We start from the raw sequence: 16,720 nt of genomic DNA, 5'->3' as shown, positions 1-16,720 counted from the left end.
TTACGACTTCAGGTTGAACAAGAACGTATAGCCGCCGAGGATCTGTTCGATCTGCACCGGCTGCTCGTTGACTTTGACGGTGAGGTACTTGGATGCCCCCGTCTGCATCGAGATCGCTTGTTTCGCCTTCCAGGTGCGGGTCTCACCCTTTTTGACGATGCCCGACTCCAGCACCTTGCCATCTGCTGTGACTTGCATCCAGCAGTCGTTCGATGCGGCGAGCACCACCGTCATTTCGTTGGTGCCGGATACCTGATAGGTGGTCTGCGTCCCGGCTTTTTGCACCTGCTGTACCACCGTCGTCTGCTTTGGCGGCTCCTCTTTCGGCGGAGTGGTCGGCGTCGTAGCGGGCGTCTGCGGATTCGCTGGCGGCTTTTGCTGTTCAGCCGTCTTGACATCCGCCTTTTCGTTGCTGACCTGCTGCTGGTCGTCTCGGTTCACGTACAGGGCGTACGCAGCCGACAGCGCCACGAGGATCGCGACGGCGATCGCCACCTGCGGAAGCAGGCGCGGATTGAACGAAGCGGGCTTGCCGAGGCTCCTGCTCTTTTGCGCGACGCGCACCGGTTCGACCTGCGCATCGCTTTTCTCTGCAGACAGTCCGTAGCGGTCGAGCATCTCCTGGCCGTCCACCTCCAGGAAATCACAATAGCTTTTGATAAAGCCGCGAACATAGACTACACCCGGCATTGCCGACAGATCGCCCGCTTCGATCGCTTCGAGATAGCGGGTGCGGATCTTGGTCGCCTGCTGGACATCATTCAGCTGATAGCCTTTTTCCTCGCGGATTCGTTTGAGCTCAGCTCCGAGTTCCTGCACGTTGTTACCTCCTTCGAGACTATGCTGCCCTTTCCTTGCTAACTGATATCGAAGGATGAAAATCCGGTCTGAATCATCTGGTAGGAGATCTCTTCTTCCGGCGAGTTGCGCAGCTCGATAATCCGGTCGAAATGCTCCCAGCCAAACTCTGTCTCCCGAACAAAGATATCAGGGTGTTCAATCACCTTCGGCGCCGGCAGCCGCATGATTTCGCGGACGAGCGAGTGGTGCTGCTCGTTGGAGCGCAATGTCGACACGATGCCGTCGATCAGGTAGACCATGTTGTCTGTCGCCAGCTCATCCTCTTCCAGCCGATAGCGGATCGTCTGGCGCAAGAGCGTGGAGGACACGAACGACCATCGCTTGTTGGCATAGACGCTGGCGGCGACGATCGACTCCGTTTTGCCGACGCGCGGCATCCCTCTGATGCCGATCACCTGATTTCCTTCTTTTTTTAGTAATTCCCCCAAAAAGTCCACAAGAATTCCAAGTTGGGCACGGGTGAATTTATACGTTTTGACATTTTCGTTCGATTCTCGCTCGATGAACATGCCATGGCGCAAGGCCAGACGGTCGATCACCGTCGGCTGGCGCAGGGCGGTCACGGTGATATTTTCGACTTTGCGCAGCATCGAGCGCAGAGCCGAGATCTTTTGACGGTCGTCTGTCTGCAGCAGAAAACCGCGGTTTTTGTTTTCGACGCCGTTCACGGTCAGGATGTTGATCGACAGCATCCCGAGCAGAGAGGCGATGTCACCGAGCAGACCCGGCCTGTCCTTGTGGATGTGATATTCCAGATACCAATCCTCCAACACCATTCATCCCCTTTTGCCATCAGGGTCAGCTTATTGCACGACTCCTGCCACATATTCGTCCGGCTTGATCGCACCGGATTTCACTTGTTGTTCGATCAGTTCGAGACGCACGCCGATCTGTGCATCGGCGAAGGCGGACGGGTTGGCGATGCGGTAGGTCTGCTTGCCTTCCACCACAGCCTTCTGCTGACCTGTCCACTTTCCGGACACCAGCAGCGCCGCCTCCTGCTCCAGCGCCGCTTCATACAGCGAGGCCGGCTGGGCGATGACGCGATCTTGCAGCGGCACGGCAGCCGCCCGTTCATCGGTGCGAACGAGCCATTGGCCGCCCGCTCGGAGCTGCTCCCACGCCGCCTCGGAAACGGGATCGAGCAGGACGGCCAACAAGCCTTGCAGCTTCGGCGTGTTCCGGTTCGCCGCCGTCTGCCCGGCACTTGCATCCGTTCCCGCTCCGGCCGTTCCGTCGAGCTGCGAGACCGGCACTTGCACCGGCACATCTTTGCGTCCGGCATAATGGAGACCTGCCATGATCATCTTCCAGTCCGGATCGTCCGGGGTGCGCAGTTCCTTTACGACCACCGTAAACGGCTGGCTCGACGTGCGGTTCGCTTCCGCCGCCAGGAAACCGGCCAGGAACAGTATCCTTGCCCGCTGATGCACGAGATGGCGGACATTGCTAAGCGTCGGGTCGGACGTGTCGCCGAGCAATGAAAAGCGCAGTTCCGGATGCGCCTTGGCCAGTTCCTGAATCTTCGGCGTATCGGCAGCAGCCAGCACGAGATCCAGCCCTTTTAAAGAGGCGAGCTGGGAGACATTGCCCCCCTTCGCTGTGTACAGCACCTCGGCGGACAGTCCGTGCTTGCCCGCCACTTCCTGAGCGAGCACATCGGCGGCCTGCTGCTCCGCTTCGCTCTCTGCGCCGGAGACGACGCTCATCGACCATTTGATCGAGCTTGGTTCCATGTGGTCAAACGTTGGTTTATGACAACCGCTGACAAACACAGCGGTCAGACAGCCTGCTGCAATGAGTTGTACGATTCTCTGTTTCATGTGGAAAGGAACGCTCCTGCCTGTAGATTGCCTGAGATGCGAAAAAACGGTACTCCCTGCTAGTATAACACAGAGTTCCGTTCAGGTTCGAGCAGAGCCTCGTCCTTTGCGAATTTTTCCAGAAGTAACCCTGCGATGCGGCGGGAAAGCTGAAGGATGTCTATCTCACAAAAAGGAGGAGGTCCATGAACACGACAGAAGCCACTCGGCAGCTTTTGCCACCAAGCTCCAAATGGCTGCTTTCGATCAACACCCTTTTTGCGGGAGCGAGCGCCTTATCGAACACTTTCCTCAACATCTACCTCTGGAAGTTCCTGCAGAGCGTCGAGCAGATTGCCATCTACAACTTCTATATCTTTTTGTTTTCTGCGATCGGGTACACGATCGCCGGCTGGATTGCCAAAAAAAGCGATCGCTTGTACACGCTGCGCATCGGCGTCGCCATCCTCGCCCTGTTCTACATCCTGATCATCAGCTTCGGCTCGCGGGCGGTGAGCCTGTACGTGCTGCTCGGAGTACTGCAGGGCTTGGGCACCGGCTTTTTTTGGCTGTCCTACAACGTGCTTGTGTTTGAAGTGACCGAACCGGAGACGCGGGACGAATACAACGGCGCCAACGGCTTTTTGTTCGCTGTGGCCACGATGGCCGCGCCGCTGCTCGCCGGTCGCATTCTTTCCACCTTGCCGATGAAAGGCTATACGATCATCTTTACCGTCTCGTTCGCTTTGTTCCTGACCGCCGTGCTGATCACATGGAAGCTCAGTCCCAGAGCAGGACCGCCCTCTTACGATTTGTACGCCGGATTTTCACCGCAAGAACACAAGAATGTCTGGAGAAAAATGCTCACCATGTCCTTCTCGATGGGATTTCGGGAAGGCACGCTCGCCTTTTTGCCGTTTTTGCTGGTCTTTGTCATCACACAGGACGAGCTGACCGCCTCGCGCTATCTGCTGTTCACATCGGCCGGGTCGCTGCTCGCCTATTATGTGGTCAAGAAATTTCTGACCAACGCGCGGCGCATGACGTTTGTCACGACCGCCGCGATGATGCTGGGACTCTCCGTCCTGCTGTTGTTATTTGAAGTGAACAAAGTCTCCCTGTTTGTCTTTGGGATTGCCAATGCTTTGTTCACGCCGCTCTTGGTCATCCCTTATTCCTGCCTCACCTACGACGTGATGGGGCAGCTTCCGGAAGCGGTGCACCGCAAAGTCGAATACATCGTCATCCGGGAAGCGGTGGTCAACACAGGGCGCTGCTTGTCGATCCTCGCCTTGATCCTGTTGCAATGGCAAGTTTCGCAAAGCTTGTCGCTGAAACTGACCTTCCTGCTGGTCGGCCTGTCCCCGCTCGTCGCCTTGTTTTTCTTCCGGCGCACCTGTCAGTCCTTGCGCGAGTCCTTGCGCGTATAAGGATGGAACTTCGACCCTCGAAGTTCCATCCTTATTTCTTTTTCTTCCGCGCAAAGATCATCATTAATCCAAACGTGAGAAACCCCACGAGCACAAACGCTACAGCCATAAAGAAATCCACGATGTCTTCCTCCTCATTTCAACTCCATCATATTGTACCAAAAAATCATCACTTTTTCTGATTTTGAATATATATAGAAAAAGGATTCGAAGGTCACAGGAAAAGGGGAGATGTCAAGGTGGCACAAGAATTTCATCATACGGAGTATACGACGGACCAGGCCTTGTATCAGTTGGACTTCTATCTCAAGGCACTCAATCTGCCCTTTTCGGTGAAAGACCTGTACAAAAAGGCGTATGCAGAGCGACTCGGCCCGCATTACAGCGATGAATGGCTGGACGATCTCGAAAACGATCCGGACGTGCAGGAAGCGATGAGCGAGCCGTTTACTGCCAAGACGATCATTGAGACACTGATGAAAAACGGACACGAATCGGTCATCCGGGCGCTGCTCCGAGAAACGCGCAACCTCGGAATCGGTTTTACGCAAGCTTATATCATCGGCATCGAAAAATGGAAATAGCGAAAAGCCGCTTGCCCATGCAGCTGTGTGGGGCAGGCGGCTTTTTGAGTTATCTGCGCTTGCTTTTGCGGCGGTAGGCCATCAGCCAGACCAGAACACCGACCGTGGCAAGAATGGTCAGCACCCCGATCCAATTTGCGGTAAACCAGAGAGACGGCGGCATGGATGTGCACTCCTTTCTACTCGAGGTGGCGGGACATCTCCTCAACAAATTGTTTCAAGGCCTGTTCCGTGCCTGGACCAAAATCAGCGTCGAGCTGCTCGTATTCCTTGAGATCGTTTTGCAGCACATCGACGATGCTTTTGGCATCACGGACCGGGATCTCATACAGATTGATCATTTTTAAGCTGTCGGAGCGCACAGGGACACCTCCCCTTCAGATCGGTCTTTACCGCTTAGGATGACCGAAAAATAGGATACCATCCCATGTATAAGAACGAAGATGCCAAGGAAAGGTATTCAATACAAGGAGGTGATAGCAATGGCACGCAATTCCAATCGAGTGCTGGTGAACGGCGCAGAAAACGCGCTGGATCGGATGAAGTACGAAATTGCGAATGAATTCGGTGTAAACCTCAGTGGTGACACCCCCTCCCGCATGAACGGTTCGGTTGGCGGTGAAATGACGAAGCGCCTGGTCGCTTTTGCCGAACAGTCGATGTCCGGCATGGGCACGATGGGCATGCGCCGCTAATTTTCATTTCCTTTGCTACATAGGGACAACAACAAGAGAAAGCGACCTCTGCCTGAGAGGTCGCTTTCTCTTATTCGTTCCTATGTCATTTGCGATACGCCCGCCACGAACCGCCGGGGATCGGCGGGCATCCGCGCGGATTGTGCCACACATAGATGTCGCCTGCCTGCCCGCTGTCCGCATCGCGCACCGTCACGCGCTCGTACAGATTGTCAGGATGCCCCGGGCCAAAATACGCTTCCAGCTCATCCATCTTCGCCACGCCCTCTGGCGTCACGAGGAACCATTCCCCTTCGATCCACTCACCGTCAGCCGCGAGCACCAGCGCCGGGTACCGCCCTTCTGCCGCATCATACAAGCGGCCCCGCACGCGGCCGGGCTCGATCTGCAGCAAAAATGGCGCGGCGACATGATGATTGCGCTCGCCGCTGAGCAGCGTGCCATAGACAAAGATCTTCTTCTGCATTATGGTTTCAGTTCCGGCCAGATCTCTCCGACTTTCATCTCCAGCACTTTGGCGATCTTTTGGGCGATGTGCGGCTTCGGCTGGTGTTGTTTGTAGATCAGAAATTCCAAAGCGAGCGTCGAGACGCCCGTCTCATCAGCAATTTTCTGTATAGTCAGCTTCTTCTCTTTCAACAGTTGCTCAAACGATTGGGTTGCGCTCATCGGGCAAGTCTCCTTCGCACATCAAAACTGCGACCATTGTATCATACTTCCAGCACTTTTTCGATGAACAGCTCGGGGTGCTTCTGCAAATCGACCACCCCTGCTTCTGTCATCAACAGCGGCCGCGTCGGGCGGTCCTTCGGGATCATCACCACTTTGCCTGTGCTGCCGTCAGTCAGCCGCACCACGTTGCCAACGAAAAAACCGGCCATGTGCCGGGCGAAGACCAGCACGACCTCCGGGTCGAGCGCGCCATACGAATCGCTGAGCAGTTCATCGAGCACGCGGTAATAGGAAGCGGCATCGCGGTAGACGCGGCGCGACGTCATCGCATTAAACACATCTGAGACGGCGACGATGCGGCTGTACAGGTCGATCTCGCCTCGCCGCAACCCGCGCGGATACCCGCTGCCGTCCAAGCGCTCGTGGTGGTTGAGCGCCGTCAGCGCGACCGCCTCCCTGACTTCCGAATTGCGCAGCACCATGTAGCCGAGCGTCGTATGCGCTTTGATATGCTCATACTCTTCCGGTGTCAGTCGGTCCGGCTTCAGCAGCACGTCCTGGTCGACCAGGCTCTTGCCGATGTCGTGCAAGGTGCCGGCAAGCAGCAGCTCGTCGCACTGCTCCTCAGTAAGGCCCATCCACTCTCCGATCTGCGCTGAGAGCAGACCGACCCCCAGCGAATGTTGAAACGTATAGTCATCTAGCGTGCGAAGATTCAGAATTAAGTTCAAAAAATTAGTTTCTTCTTTGCAGACGCACCAAAACTGTTGCAGCACGTCGGGCATGTCCGCCAAGTCGAGCTGGCGGGCGGCAGACGCCTGAGCAAACAGGTCTTCCACACAGATGGCCGCTTCTTCATAGACCTGCACGATCACATCGTTAAACAGCGGCGCCACCACCGGGTCGATCTCCCGCACCCAGACTTCTAAGATGCCAAGCTGTTTCAGCCGGGTCAACTGTGCTTGAGTCAGCACCGTCTTGCGCGGCAGCACCAATTGCCCCCGCTCCCCGATGATGTCACGGGCCAGGACCAGTTCGCTCTGCCATTCAGATGTTTGCACTTTACGCTCGTTTGTCGGCATACCTGTTTCCCCCGCATGAATTGTGTGTGAAAATTATACCAGAGAAAATGAAAAAGAGGAACGGGGTTCGACCCGTCCCTCTGAAGTATTGACCGTTTATCGGCTGCCTTTTTCGTACGGCTTGCCCGATGCGGCCGGCGCTTCCGCCCGTCCAACCACCCCGGCGAGTGCGAGGATCGTCAGCAGGTACGGCAGCGCATTCAAAAATTCGCTCGGCACGTAGGCGGTCAGCCCCAGCACCTGGCCGGAGACGGACAGCGCGGTCGCAAAGCCGAAGAACAGCGCTGCGCCCATCGCGCCGGCCGGATGCCATTTGCCGAAGATCATCGCCGCCAGCGCCATAAAGCCGTGACCGGAGACGGTCGCATGCTGGAAGTTCGACGAGATCGCGATCGACAGCGCACTGCCGCCAAGCCCGGCCAGCGCGCCTGAAATCATCACCGCCAGATAGCGCATCTTGCGCACGTTGACGCCCAGCGTATCGGCTGCGCGCGGATGTTCGCCGACAGCGCGCAGGCGCAGGCCGAACGACGTCTTGTACAGCACAAAATACGAGACCCCAACGAGGATCAATGCCAGATAGGAGATGCCGTACACGTTAAAGACCCCTGGGCCGATAATCGGAATCTCATACAGGCCCGGAATGGCAATCTTAGTGAACACGTTTTGCACGGTCGTGGTCTGACCTGCCCCTTCAAAAATCTTCTTGACCAAGAACAGAGCAAAACCTGCTGCCAAGAAATTGAGCGCCACGCCGCTGACCGTCTGGTCGGCTTTGAAATCGATCGACGCCACCGCATGCGGCAGCGAGAAGATGATGCCGGCCACCATCGCAGCGAGCATCCCAAGCCACGGAGCCAGCCAGCCCGGCACGCCCCACTGTTCGCCGGCGAAGATCGTGATCACAGCTGCGGTGAACGCGCCGATGACCATCAAGCCTTCCAGCGCGATGTTGACGACGCCGGAGCGCTCTGAGAATACGCCGCCAAGCGCTGCCAGAATCAAAGGTGTCGCAAAGATGATCGAACCGTTGATGATCGTAACCAAAATATCTGCAATATTCATCAGCTCTGCACCTCCTCACGACGACGACGGAACACACCGAGCAAACGGTAGATGATCGAGGACGCCGCCACGAAGTAGATGATCATCGAGATGACGATCTGAATCGATTCGGTCGGGATCCCTTCGGTGCGCTGCATGTTGTCCGCGCCAAAGGAGAAACCGCCAAACAAGAGAGCACCAAGCACGACCCCAAACGGGTTGTTCGCCCCGATCAGCGCGACGGCGATGCCGTCAAAGCCGATGCCGGTAAAGCCGGCGGAGATCGCCATGTAGCCGTAGACGCCAAGCGTTTCCACCGCGCCGCCCGCACCGGCGAGCATGCCGGAGATCACCATTGACAGCACGACGTTTTTCGAAACGCTCATCCCGGCGTACTCGGACGCGTGCGGATTGAGCCCGACAGCGCGCAGTTCGTAGCCGGTCGTCGTCTTCCAAAGCAGCCAATACATCAGCAAGGTCAAGCCCAGTGCCAGGAACAGGCCGAAGTTGACGCGCGCCCCATCGAACAGGTTGGCGAGGAACTGCGAGGTCAGCGCTGCCGACGGCAGAATGTCTTTCGTGCCTTCCGACGCGCCTTTCAGGAACGTGCGGATGATGTAGTTGGCGCTGAACAGCGCGATGTAGTTGAGCATGATCGTCGTGATGACTTCATGTACGCCAAGACGCGCTTTCAGCCAGCCGGCGATGCCTGCATAGAGGCCTGCCGCCACCATAGCGACCCCCACCGCGACGATCGCGTGGAGCACCGGCGGCAGATCCCACATGATGCCGACGTATGCGGCGGTCAACTGGCCGATGATGAACTGGCCTTCGACGCCGATGTTAAACAGACCGGTGCGAAAAGCAAACGCGACAGCCAGACCGGCAAAGATCAGCGGCGTCACCGAGCGTAAAGTCTCGCCCATGTAATACGGATTTGCAAAAATGCCTTGGAACATCAGCGAGTACGCCTGTAGCGGGTTGTAGCCCATCGCAAACATCACGATCGCCCCGATGATCATCCCAAGGATGACAGCCAGCACAGGGATGAGAAACGCATTCAGTTTCGAGTTGCTGTTCATGCCTGCGCTCCCCCTTTCTCTGCGCCGCCGGCCATCATCAGACCCAGTTCGTCATGGTCGGTCGCTTGCGGATCGACGATGCCGACGATCTCGCCTTCATAGATGACAGCGATGCGGTCGCTCACATTCAAGATTTCGTCCAATTCGAGCGACAGCAGCAGAACTGCTTTCCCCGCATCGCGCTGCTCGACCAGCTTTTGGTGGATAAACTCGATCGCACCAACGTCGAGGCCCCGTGTCGGTTGAGCGGCGATCAAGAGGTCCGGGTTGCGATCCACTTCGCGGGCGATGATGCCTTTTTGCTGGTTGCCGCCCGACAGCGCGCGCGCTTCCGTATATTCGCTCGGCGTGCGCACGTCAAACTGCTTGATCAGCTTGCGCGCATACTCATAGATCGCGTTATAGCGCATCACCCCGCGTTTGGCAAACGGGGACTTGTAGTACGTCTGCAGCACCATGTTCTCCCCGATCGAGTAGTCGAGGACCAGCCCGCGCTTGTGGCGGTCTTCCGGGATGTGCCCGACGCCCGATTCGATGATCTCGCGCGGGCGGCGGTTTTGCAGTTCGTTGCCGTTCAGCTTGATCGAGCCCGATTTGACTTTGCGCAGACCCGTAATCGCTTCGATCAGCTCCGACTGCCCGTTGCCTTCGATCCCGGCCACGCCGAGGATCTCGCCGGCGCGCACTTCGAGATTCAAGCCGCGCAGCGCATCGACGCCGCGGTTGCCGGCGACGACGAGGTCTTGGATTTGCAGCACCGGCCCTTTGGGCTCGGCCGGCTTTTTATGCACTTCAAACGAGACGTGACGCCCGACCATCTTGGCGGCGAGGTCATCGACATTCGTTTCGCTGATCGAAACGGTGTCGATGTGCTTCCCGCGGCGGATGATCGTGCAGCGGTCGGCGACGGCCATGATCTCTTTCAGTTTGTGCGTGATGAAGATGATCGATTTGCCTTCCGCGACGAGGTTCTGCATGATCTCCATCAGCTCTTTGATTTCCTGCGGCGTCAACACGGCCGTCGGCTCGTCAAAAATGATGATCTCCGCGCCCCGGTAAAGCGTTTTCAAAATCTCGACCCGTTGCTGCATCCCGACCGAAATCTCCGCAACTTTCGCGCTCGGGTCGACTTTCAGACCGTAGCGGTCGGACAGCTCCTGCACCTCGCGCTCCGCACGCTTGATGTCGATCTTCACACCTTTTTTCGGTTCGGCGCCAAGGATGATGTTTTCGGTGACGGAAAACTTGTCCACGAGCATGAAGTGCTGATGCACCATGCCGATGCCGAGATTGTTCGCCATGTTCGGGTCGTTGATCTTCACCGGCTTCTCCCGGATGCGAATCTCGCCCAGATCAGGCTGATACAGACCGAACAAGATATTCATCAAGGTCGATTTCCCCGCGCCGTTCTCCCCGAGCAGCGCATGGATCTCGCCTTTTTCTACAACCAGATTGATGTTGTCATTCGCGGTAAAACCTGCAAACCGCTTTGTGATCCCCAGCATTTCAACGACTGCCGGCACAGCATTCCCTCCCCATACTAGAGGTTGAATCCAAAAACAAGGCCAGTGGGTCAGCACTAGCCTTGTCAGTCGAAACTATAATCGGTGCTTGGTCTTACTTGAAGTTTTTGAAAGCGTCCGCAGTAGCCGGAGCGGTGATCTTCCCGTCGATGATCTGCTTTTTGTAGTCGTCCATCAGCTTGATCACGTCTTCCGGAACGTTGTTCTTGGTGGTCGGTGCATAGCCTACGCCGTCTTCCTTCAGGCCGTAGACGATGTGGCCGCCGTCGTATTTGCCTTCGTTCAGATCTTTGGTGATCGCGAAGATCGCGTTGTCGACACGCTTAACCATCGAGGACAGGGTGTTGGCCGGAGCGAGTTCGGACTGGTCGCGGTCAACGCCGATGACCCAGTGGCCTGCGCCGCGCTCTTTCGCTTCTGCGAAGACGCCGTCGCCGGTCAGACCGGAAGCGTGGAAGATGATGTCAGCGCCTTGCTGGTACAGCTGAGCAGCCAGCAGCTTGCCTTTGTCCGGCTTGTCGAATGCGTCAGCGTAAACTGCGGTTACCGTCGCGTTCGGGTTGACCGATTTCACGCCTGCTTTGAAACCGTACTCGAACTTCTCGATCAGCGCGAACTTCACGCCGCCAACGAAGCCGATTTTGTTCGACTTGGTCATCTTGCCGGCCATAACGCCCATCAGGAAGGAGCCTTCTTCCTCTTTGAAGGTGACAGCCGTCACGTTTTTCGGAATGTCGCCGCCGAGGTCGGAGTCGATGATCCCAAGTTTTGCATCCGGGTTCGCGGTAGCAACCGTCTTGATGTCTTTTTCCATCAGGAAGCCGATGCCCCAGGTCATGCTGACGTTCGAGTCTTTCACGTAACCGTTCAGGTTCGGGGTGTAGTCTTCTGCGCGCTTGGACTCCGATACTTTCGGGGTGATGCCGAGTTCGTTTTTCGCGCGGGTCAAGCCTTCCCAAGCTGCTTGGTTGAAGGAGTTGTCGTGCACGCCGCCAACGTCGGTAACCATGCCGATCGTCAGCTTTTTCGCGTTGTCGCCGCCTGCGTTGTTGCCGCCTTTATTCGCGTTGTTATCAGTGCCGCAGCCTGCAAGCAGGGATGCTGCGAGCACGCCGGTGAGCGCCAAGCTCAAAAACTTCTTTGCTTTCATTGTGTTGTCCCTCACTCTCATAGATTCACATGGTGTAACAGATCATCTGGTATGTACTGATACTAGCCTTTCCCATTTGCCCCACGAACTTGCATCGTTATTCTTTCGGTCTGCGTCTTAGCACATGAAAGTGGAACGTGTCGGTGCGGAAATAGTTGGCCGACAGCAAAACGGGGCTGTCGCTTGCATCAAAGTGCATCTGCTCCAGCAAAAGCAGGGCCTGCCCCTCTTTCACATCGAGCGCCGGAAACACTTCCGGGTGCCGGGCGATCGGCTTGATCACAGTCCGTGCATAGGTGATCGGACGCCCTGCCGCTTCCAAGTGGTTGAAGATCGAACCGTCAAACCCGTCAAGGCCGTCCGGCAGCACCGACTTGGGCACGCGGTCTTCGCAGTACACCACCGGATCATCGTCCGCGGTGCGGATGCGGTGGATGAGATAGAGGCTCTCCGGCCCTGTCAAGCCGAACGCTTCCCGATCTTCCTGCTCCGCTTCCACTTCCCCGATCGAAAAGCCGGTCGTGCCGGGAGTCCGGCCCGCCCGCTCGATCCATTCGGTGACGGAAAACAGCTGCTCGATGCCAGCCTGCACAAGCGAACGCTCTGCGATAAACGTTCCGATGCCGTGTCTGCGCACGACCGCGCCCTCTTCCTCCAGCACGCGAAGCGCCTCCCGCAGTGTCGCTCTGCTCACGCCAAACAACTTGGCGAGTTCGAACTCGGAGGGAAGCCGCGTTCCGGGCGGCCATTCGCCGCCTGCCGCCATCGCTTTGATGCGATCGATGACCAGCATGTACAAAGGACGTGTGTCCGGTCGTAATTGATTCACGAGTACCTCCTTGGATAGTCAGTCAGATGTCTGACACCATTTCTTATTCTACATACTTCGCCTGTGGAGTGCTAGAGATATTTTTCCTCATTTACAAAAAAGATAAACAGAACATACAAGGTTTATCGTTTTCGGCACATTCTGTCAATAAAAAACCGCCCTGAATTTACTCAGAGGCGGTCTGCTGCATCATGATCCATTGATCGCGGGTGATCTTCACCTCCCGCGGTTTGCTGCCTTCAAACGGTCCGACAAAGCCGCGGTCTTCCATCTGATCGACGAGGCGGGCGGCCCGCGCATAGCCGACTTTTAACTTGCGCTGCAGAAGCGACACCGACGCCTGCTGCGCGTCGACGATCAGCGAGACAGCGTCGTAGAACAGATCGTCGAGATCGTCGTCGCCCGCGCCGCCAGCTTCGTCCGCTTGCGGCGAGGTGAGGTCGACCGTGTAGTTCGCTTCGCCCTGCGACTTGGCGTAGGTGACGACCCGCTCCACTTCCGCGTCGGAGAGGAACGCGCCTTGCACGCGCACCGGCTTGGAAGCGCCGACGGGCAGGTAGAGCATGTCCCCGCGCCCGAGCAGCTTTTCCGCGCCCCCGGAGTCGAGGATCGTCCGCGAGTCAACTTGCGAAGAGACGGCAAACGCGATCCGCGACGGGATGTTCGCTTTGATCACGCCGGTGATCACGTCGACCGACGGGCGCTGTGTGGCGATGATCATGTGGATGCCGGCGGCGCGCGCCATCTGTGCCAGTCGGCAGATCGCATCTTCCACATCGCCCGGCGCCACCATCATCAGGTCGGCCAATTCGTCGACGATGACGACGATGTACGGGAGCGGCTGGGCTCCTTTTTCGTTCATCAGCGCATTGTAGCCGTCGATGTTGCGGCAGCCGGTCTTGGAGAACAGCTCATAGCGGTGCTCCATCTCCGCCACGACTTTTTTCAAGGCGTACGCGGCGCGGCGCGGGTCGGTGACAACCGGCGCCATCAGGTGCGGAATGCCGTTGTAGACGTTCAATTCGACCATCTTCGGGTCGACCATGATGAACTTGACTTCGGACGGCTTGGCCTTGTACAGGATCGACGTGATGATCCCGTTGACGCAGACCGATTTCCCGGAGCCGGTCGCGCCGGCTACCAAGAGATGCGGCATCTTCGAGAGGGTGCCGACGATCGGCAGACCGGAGATGTCGCGGCCGAGTGCGATCGCCAAGTTGGACTCATTGGCGGCAAATTCGCCCGCCTCCAGCACCTCGCGCAGCGTGACGACCGCCACTTCCGTGTTGGGCACCTCGATGCCGATCGCCGATTTGCCGGGGATCGGTGCTTCGATGCGGATATCTTTCGCTGCCAGCGCCAGCGCGATGTCGTCGGAGAGGTTGACGATTTTCGAGACTTTGACCCCGACGGCCGGCTGGACTTCGTATTGGGTGACGGTCGGTCCGATCTGCGCGTTGACGACTTTGACGGAGACGCCAAAGCTTTCGAACGTCTGCTCCAACTTCTTGGCGTTCGCTTTGACCGAGGCGATGCCCATGCCCTTTTGCCCCGACTTCGGCACGTCGAGCAAGGAGAGCGGCGGAACTTCATAAAAATCTTCCTGCACCGGTTGGAAATCGAGCTGCAGTTCAACCGGCTCTTCCAACTTCGGAATGCCTTTGAGCGGCATCGTCGGCAGGGCCTGCTGAGCTTGCGGCGCGTCGAGCGGCGTCTGGGCCGGCTTGACCGGAAACTGGATCTTGATCTGCGGCGAATCGGCGCCTTGCACAAAGCGCGGCACGTCAAGCTGTTCGTCCGCTGCTGCCCCCCCGTCCGTCTGCTGCTCAGCATGCAGCTGATCGGCGAAGGAGCGCACCGTGAAGGGCAGGTCGCCTCCTGGCTCCTGTTCCTGCGGCAGAAATTGCGGCTCGGGGTGCTTGGCCGCCTGTTTCGGCTTCGCAGACGCTTCGGACACCGCGGCGAACTCGTCGTCCTCGAGGTCCCACAATGGGGATACCTCATCGGCCGCCCGGCTCTGCGCCTGCTGCTTCTCCTGCTTCGACTTCGCGCGCTTCTCCCGGAGCAGGCCCGGCCATTCGCGCAAGGCGTCATACAGGCCGGACATTCGTATCGCCATCTTATCGCGCCCGTTGCCAAGTGTGGTGACGAGCGACTTTTTCGTGATTAAGATCACCGCCATGATGCCGGCCATCACCAGCACAAACAAGGTGCCGGCCGTATCGAACAGGTAGTGGGTCAGCGAAAAGACCAAAAATCCGGTCAAGCCGCCGCCAGCCGACGGTTTTGCGACCGGCTGGCCGTTTTGCAGCGGTATTGTCGTGTTGTATTCAGACTGCGCCGAGATGCGTTCCATCGTCACATCAAACAGGTCGGGGGCCACGTTGGCGTGCCCGCGGGTGATGGTGTCATACAGGTTCATGTGCGACCAGGTGAGCATCACGATCAAAAACACGATCAGCCCCCACTGCCGCGCGGTCAGCTTCAAGCGCTGCCGCTTGATCATCAGATAGACCGCCACATAGATGAGATACCATTCGAGCAGCCAATCCCAATTGCCGCCGAGCAGGATGAACAAATAGTCGATCGTCTTGCCCACCCAGCCTTGCGCGGCGAGCCCCAGCATCGCCAGGGCGATCAGGGAGAGGCCGAGAAGTTCGAACTTCAGAAACTGCTTGGTCTGTTCCATTTTGCCGGCGCCTTTCGCGCCTTTGCCTTTCCCTTTTGCTCTCGCCATCGCTTGCTTTCGCTCCGTTCTTGCCAAATCTTGCTCTATGAAAGTTTCTCCTTTTTTGCACCATTTCCTTCAGTGCCCAGCAAAAAAGCCACTCCCGCCCGGTCTGGAAGTGGCCCTACTTCTGCGTATTTTTAGTTCCCGCCGGTCAAGCAGATCGTTTGGCCGGGCTGATATTTCGGGTTTAAGTAGTTGGACGGGTTCGGACAGAGCAGCCGGATGATGCGGCCGTAGCCAGGCTGTCCTTCGGCCGGTTCGACCAGCATTTTCACGCCGCTTACTTCCGCTTCCACCCAATTGTACGTCTGCTTGTCATAATTTTCGAGGATGAGCTCTTCCGGCACGACCGACCAGAGCATCATTGCAGCACCTCGGTTCCGCGGGTGCGGCGTTCCGCGATCATTTCGTTCAGTTTGCCAATCGCCTGGCCCAAACCGCCGAGCTCATTGATCAATCCGTATTTGACCGCATCGCGGCCGACGACGGTGGTGCCGATGTCACGCGCCAGTTCCCCCGTCTTCAGCATCAGCTCGCGGAATTTGTCTTCGGTGATGTTCGAGTGGGTGGTGACGAAGCTGACCACGCGCTCCTGCATCTTTTCCAGATATTCGAACGATTGCGGCACCCCGATGACCAGACCGGTCAGGCGGATCGGGTGAATCGTCATCGTGGCCGTGTCGGCGATAAAGCTGTAGTCGGACGCGGTGGCGATCGGCACTCCGATCGAGTGGCCGCCGCCCAGCACCAAGGTGACGGTCGGCTTGGACAAGGAGGAGATCATCTCTGCCAACGCCAACCCTGCCTCCACATCCCCGCCCACCGTATTCAAAATGATCAGCACGCCTTCGACCGAATTGTTTTGCTCGACCGCAACCAGTTGCGGAATGATGTGTTCGTATTTGGTGGTCTTGTTTTGCGGCGGCAGGACAACATGACCTTCCACCTGCCCGATCACGCTGATGCAATAGATATTTGACTGCTCGGTGGACGGCACGTTGGTCGTGCCCAGCGCCTGAATCGTATCCACAGGACCGCGGCTCGGCATGTCAAGCGGCATTCCGGGCGGAGTCGAAGGCTGGGCGCCTGGCGGTTGTGGGGGCGTTATCGTTGGCGGCATGTCCATCCGCCCGTTTCTCCATTCTTGCATCGTACCACTCTCCTCTAAGTTCTCGGATGTAGTATGAAGCAACGCCCGCCAAAACATGCAAAAAGCCTTGGTTTCGGAAGAAACC

General features: G+C 57.5%; 18 protein-coding genes. 3 read left to right on the top strand and 15 right to left on the bottom strand.

From position 1 onward, the window contains the following. Genes EV586_RS00525 through EV586_RS00515 form a run of 3 tightly spaced genes read right to left on the bottom strand, consistent with a single transcriptional unit; the run spans window position 1 to window position 2,684 of the window. Window positions 1-819: a helix-turn-helix domain-containing protein gene (locus EV586_RS00525; RefSeq protein ID WP_132943137.1), complete on the bottom strand. Its 819-nt coding sequence runs from the start codon at window positions 817-819 to the stop codon at window positions 1-3. A gap of 38 nt (window positions 820-857) precedes the next feature. After that, window positions 858-1,637 (bottom strand): DUF3388 domain-containing protein, encoded by a 780-nt coding sequence (locus tag EV586_RS00520; protein WP_132943136.1) that lies wholly within the window; start codon window positions 1,635-1,637, stop codon window positions 858-860. Window positions 1,638-1,664: 27 nt separating this feature from the next. After that, window positions 1,665-2,684 carry a type 1 periplasmic-binding domain-containing protein gene (locus EV586_RS00515; protein WP_132943135.1) on the bottom strand — a complete coding sequence of 340 codons (1,020 nt, stop codon included), beginning with the start codon at window positions 2,682-2,684 and terminating at the stop codon, window positions 1,665-1,667. A gap of 185 nt (window positions 2,685-2,869) precedes the next feature. Here EV586_RS00515 and EV586_RS00510 point away from each other — a divergent pair, with 185 nt between their 5' ends. After that, window positions 2,870-4,093 carry an MFS transporter gene (locus EV586_RS00510; protein ID WP_132943134.1) on the top strand — a complete coding sequence of 408 codons (1,224 nt, stop codon included), beginning with the start codon at window positions 2,870-2,872 and terminating at the stop codon, window positions 4,091-4,093. Window positions 4,094-4,332: 239 nt separating this feature from the next. Then, entirely contained in the window at window positions 4,333-4,677 is a 345-nt protein-coding gene (locus tag EV586_RS00505) for a hypothetical protein (RefSeq protein WP_132943133.1), read from the top strand. A gap of 179 nt (window positions 4,678-4,856) precedes the next feature. Here the strand turns inward: EV586_RS00505 and EV586_RS00500 are convergent, their stop codons facing one another. Next, complete coding sequence (locus EV586_RS00500; protein WP_132943132.1) at window positions 4,857-5,039, bottom strand: hypothetical protein; 183 nt, start codon at window positions 5,037-5,039, stop codon at window positions 4,857-4,859. Between the two features lie 120 nt (window positions 5,040-5,159). Here EV586_RS00500 and EV586_RS00495 point away from each other — a divergent pair, with 120 nt between their 5' ends. Next, a complete protein-coding gene (locus EV586_RS00495) occupies window positions 5,160-5,372 on the top strand; it encodes an alpha/beta-type small acid-soluble spore protein (RefSeq protein ID WP_132943131.1) in 213 nt (70 codons plus the stop codon). An 85-nt stretch (window positions 5,373-5,457) separates the two neighbouring features. Here the strand turns inward: EV586_RS00495 and EV586_RS00490 are convergent, their stop codons facing one another. The 11 genes from EV586_RS00490 to EV586_RS00440 all read right to left on the bottom strand — a co-directional run bounded on the left by EV586_RS00490 (window position 5,458) and on the right by EV586_RS00440 (window position 16,635). After that, on the bottom strand, window positions 5,458-5,838 hold the full coding sequence (locus tag EV586_RS00490; protein ID WP_132943130.1) for a gamma-glutamylcyclotransferase family protein: 381 nt from the start codon (window positions 5,836-5,838) through the stop codon (window positions 5,458-5,460). Then, complete coding sequence (locus EV586_RS00485; RefSeq protein WP_132943129.1) at window positions 5,838-6,041, bottom strand: helix-turn-helix domain-containing protein; 204 nt, start codon at window positions 6,039-6,041, stop codon at window positions 5,838-5,840. Before EV586_RS00485 ends, EV586_RS00490 begins: the two co-directional genes overlap by 1 nt. Window positions 6,042-6,082: 41 nt before the next feature. Beyond that, window positions 6,083-7,126: an HD-GYP domain-containing protein gene (locus EV586_RS00480; RefSeq protein WP_132943128.1), complete on the bottom strand. Its 1,044-nt coding sequence runs from the start codon at window positions 7,124-7,126 to the stop codon at window positions 6,083-6,085. 96 nt (window positions 7,127-7,222) lie between these two features. After that, window positions 7,223-8,191, bottom strand: coding sequence for an ABC transporter permease (locus tag EV586_RS00475; RefSeq protein ID WP_132943127.1), 969 nt, complete (start codon window positions 8,189-8,191; stop codon window positions 7,223-7,225). Continuing rightward, a complete protein-coding gene (locus EV586_RS00470; RefSeq protein WP_132943126.1) occupies window positions 8,191-9,252 on the bottom strand; it encodes an ABC transporter permease in 1,062 nt (353 codons plus the stop codon). The genes EV586_RS00475 and EV586_RS00470 overlap by 1 nt, the downstream gene beginning before the upstream one ends. Next, the gene (locus tag EV586_RS00465; RefSeq protein ID WP_132943125.1) at window positions 9,249-10,775 is read right to left on the bottom strand and encodes an ABC transporter ATP-binding protein; all 1,527 of its coding nucleotides are present in this window, start codon (window positions 10,773-10,775) and stop codon (window positions 9,249-9,251) included. Before EV586_RS00465 ends, EV586_RS00470 begins: the two co-directional genes overlap by 4 nt. Before the next feature lie 94 nt (window positions 10,776-10,869). After that, window positions 10,870-11,925 carry a BMP family lipoprotein gene (locus EV586_RS00460; protein ID WP_132943124.1) on the bottom strand — a complete coding sequence of 352 codons (1,056 nt, stop codon included), beginning with the start codon at window positions 11,923-11,925 and terminating at the stop codon, window positions 10,870-10,872. Between the two features lie 97 nt (window positions 11,926-12,022). Continuing rightward, on the bottom strand, window positions 12,023-12,754 hold the full coding sequence (locus EV586_RS00455; protein WP_243652887.1) for a GntR family transcriptional regulator: 732 nt from the start codon (window positions 12,752-12,754) through the stop codon (window positions 12,023-12,025). A 166-nt stretch (window positions 12,755-12,920) separates the two neighbouring features. Next, window positions 12,921-15,491, bottom strand: coding sequence for a DNA translocase FtsK (locus EV586_RS00450; RefSeq protein WP_132943123.1), 2,571 nt, complete (start codon window positions 15,489-15,491; stop codon window positions 12,921-12,923). A 131-nt stretch (window positions 15,492-15,622) separates the two neighbouring features. After that, entirely contained in the window at window positions 15,623-15,850 is a 228-nt protein-coding gene (locus EV586_RS00445; protein ID WP_132943122.1) for a YlzJ-like family protein, read from the bottom strand. Next, complete coding sequence (locus EV586_RS00440; RefSeq protein WP_132943121.1) at window positions 15,847-16,635, bottom strand: ClpP family protease; 789 nt, start codon at window positions 16,633-16,635, stop codon at window positions 15,847-15,849. The genes EV586_RS00445 and EV586_RS00440 overlap by 4 nt, the downstream gene beginning before the upstream one ends. Window positions 16,636-16,720 lie beyond the last annotated feature (85 nt).

This window comes from Tumebacillus sp. BK434 (assembly GCF_004340785.1).
Classification (GTDB): Bacteria; Bacillota; Bacilli; order Tumebacillales; family Tumebacillaceae; genus Tumebacillus_A.
The sequence above is the reverse complement of the archived record's forward strand: the minus strand, read 5'-3'. Positions and strand labels throughout refer to the sequence as shown.

What these genes read in the sequence shown, in the direction of transcription:
- EV586_RS00520 (WP_132943136.1), bottom strand. Translation starts at nt 1,637, where the DNA reads ATGGTGTTGGAGGATTGGTATCTGGAATATCACATCCACAAGGACAGG.
- EV586_RS00515 (WP_132943135.1), bottom strand. Translation starts at nt 2,684, where the DNA reads ATGAAACAGAGAATCGTACAACTCATTGCAGCAGGCTGTCTGACCGCT.
- EV586_RS00510 (WP_132943134.1), top strand. Translation starts at nt 2,870, where the DNA reads ATGAACACGACAGAAGCCACTCGGCAGCTTTTGCCACCAAGCTCCAAA.
- EV586_RS00495 (WP_132943131.1), top strand. Translation starts at nt 5,160, where the DNA reads ATGGCACGCAATTCCAATCGAGTGCTGGTGAACGGCGCAGAAAACGCG.
- EV586_RS00490 (WP_132943130.1), bottom strand. Translation starts at nt 5,838, where the DNA reads ATGCAGAAGAAGATCTTTGTCTATGGCACGCTGCTCAGCGGCGAGCGC.
- EV586_RS00485 (WP_132943129.1), bottom strand. Translation starts at nt 6,041, where the DNA reads ATGAGCGCAACCCAATCGTTTGAGCAACTGTTGAAAGAGAAGAAGCTG.
- EV586_RS00480 (WP_132943128.1), bottom strand. Translation starts at nt 7,126, where the DNA reads ATGCCGACAAACGAGCGTAAAGTGCAAACATCTGAATGGCAGAGCGAA.
- EV586_RS00475 (WP_132943127.1), bottom strand. Translation starts at nt 8,191, where the DNA reads ATGAATATTGCAGATATTTTGGTTACGATCATCAACGGTTCGATCATC.
- EV586_RS00470 (WP_132943126.1), bottom strand. Translation starts at nt 9,252, where the DNA reads ATGAACAGCAACTCGAAACTGAATGCGTTTCTCATCCCTGTGCTGGCT.
- EV586_RS00460 (WP_132943124.1), bottom strand. Translation starts at nt 11,925, where the DNA reads ATGAAAGCAAAGAAGTTTTTGAGCTTGGCGCTCACCGGCGTGCTCGCA.
- EV586_RS00450 (WP_132943123.1), bottom strand. Translation starts at nt 15,491, where the DNA reads ATGGCGAGAGCAAAAGGGAAAGGCAAAGGCGCGAAAGGCGCCGGCAAA.
- EV586_RS00445 (WP_132943122.1), bottom strand. Translation starts at nt 15,850, where the DNA reads ATGATGCTCTGGTCGGTCGTGCCGGAAGAGCTCATCCTCGAAAATTAT.
- EV586_RS00440 (WP_132943121.1), bottom strand. Translation starts at nt 16,635, where the DNA reads ATGCAAGAATGGAGAAACGGGCGGATGGACATGCCGCCAACGATAACG.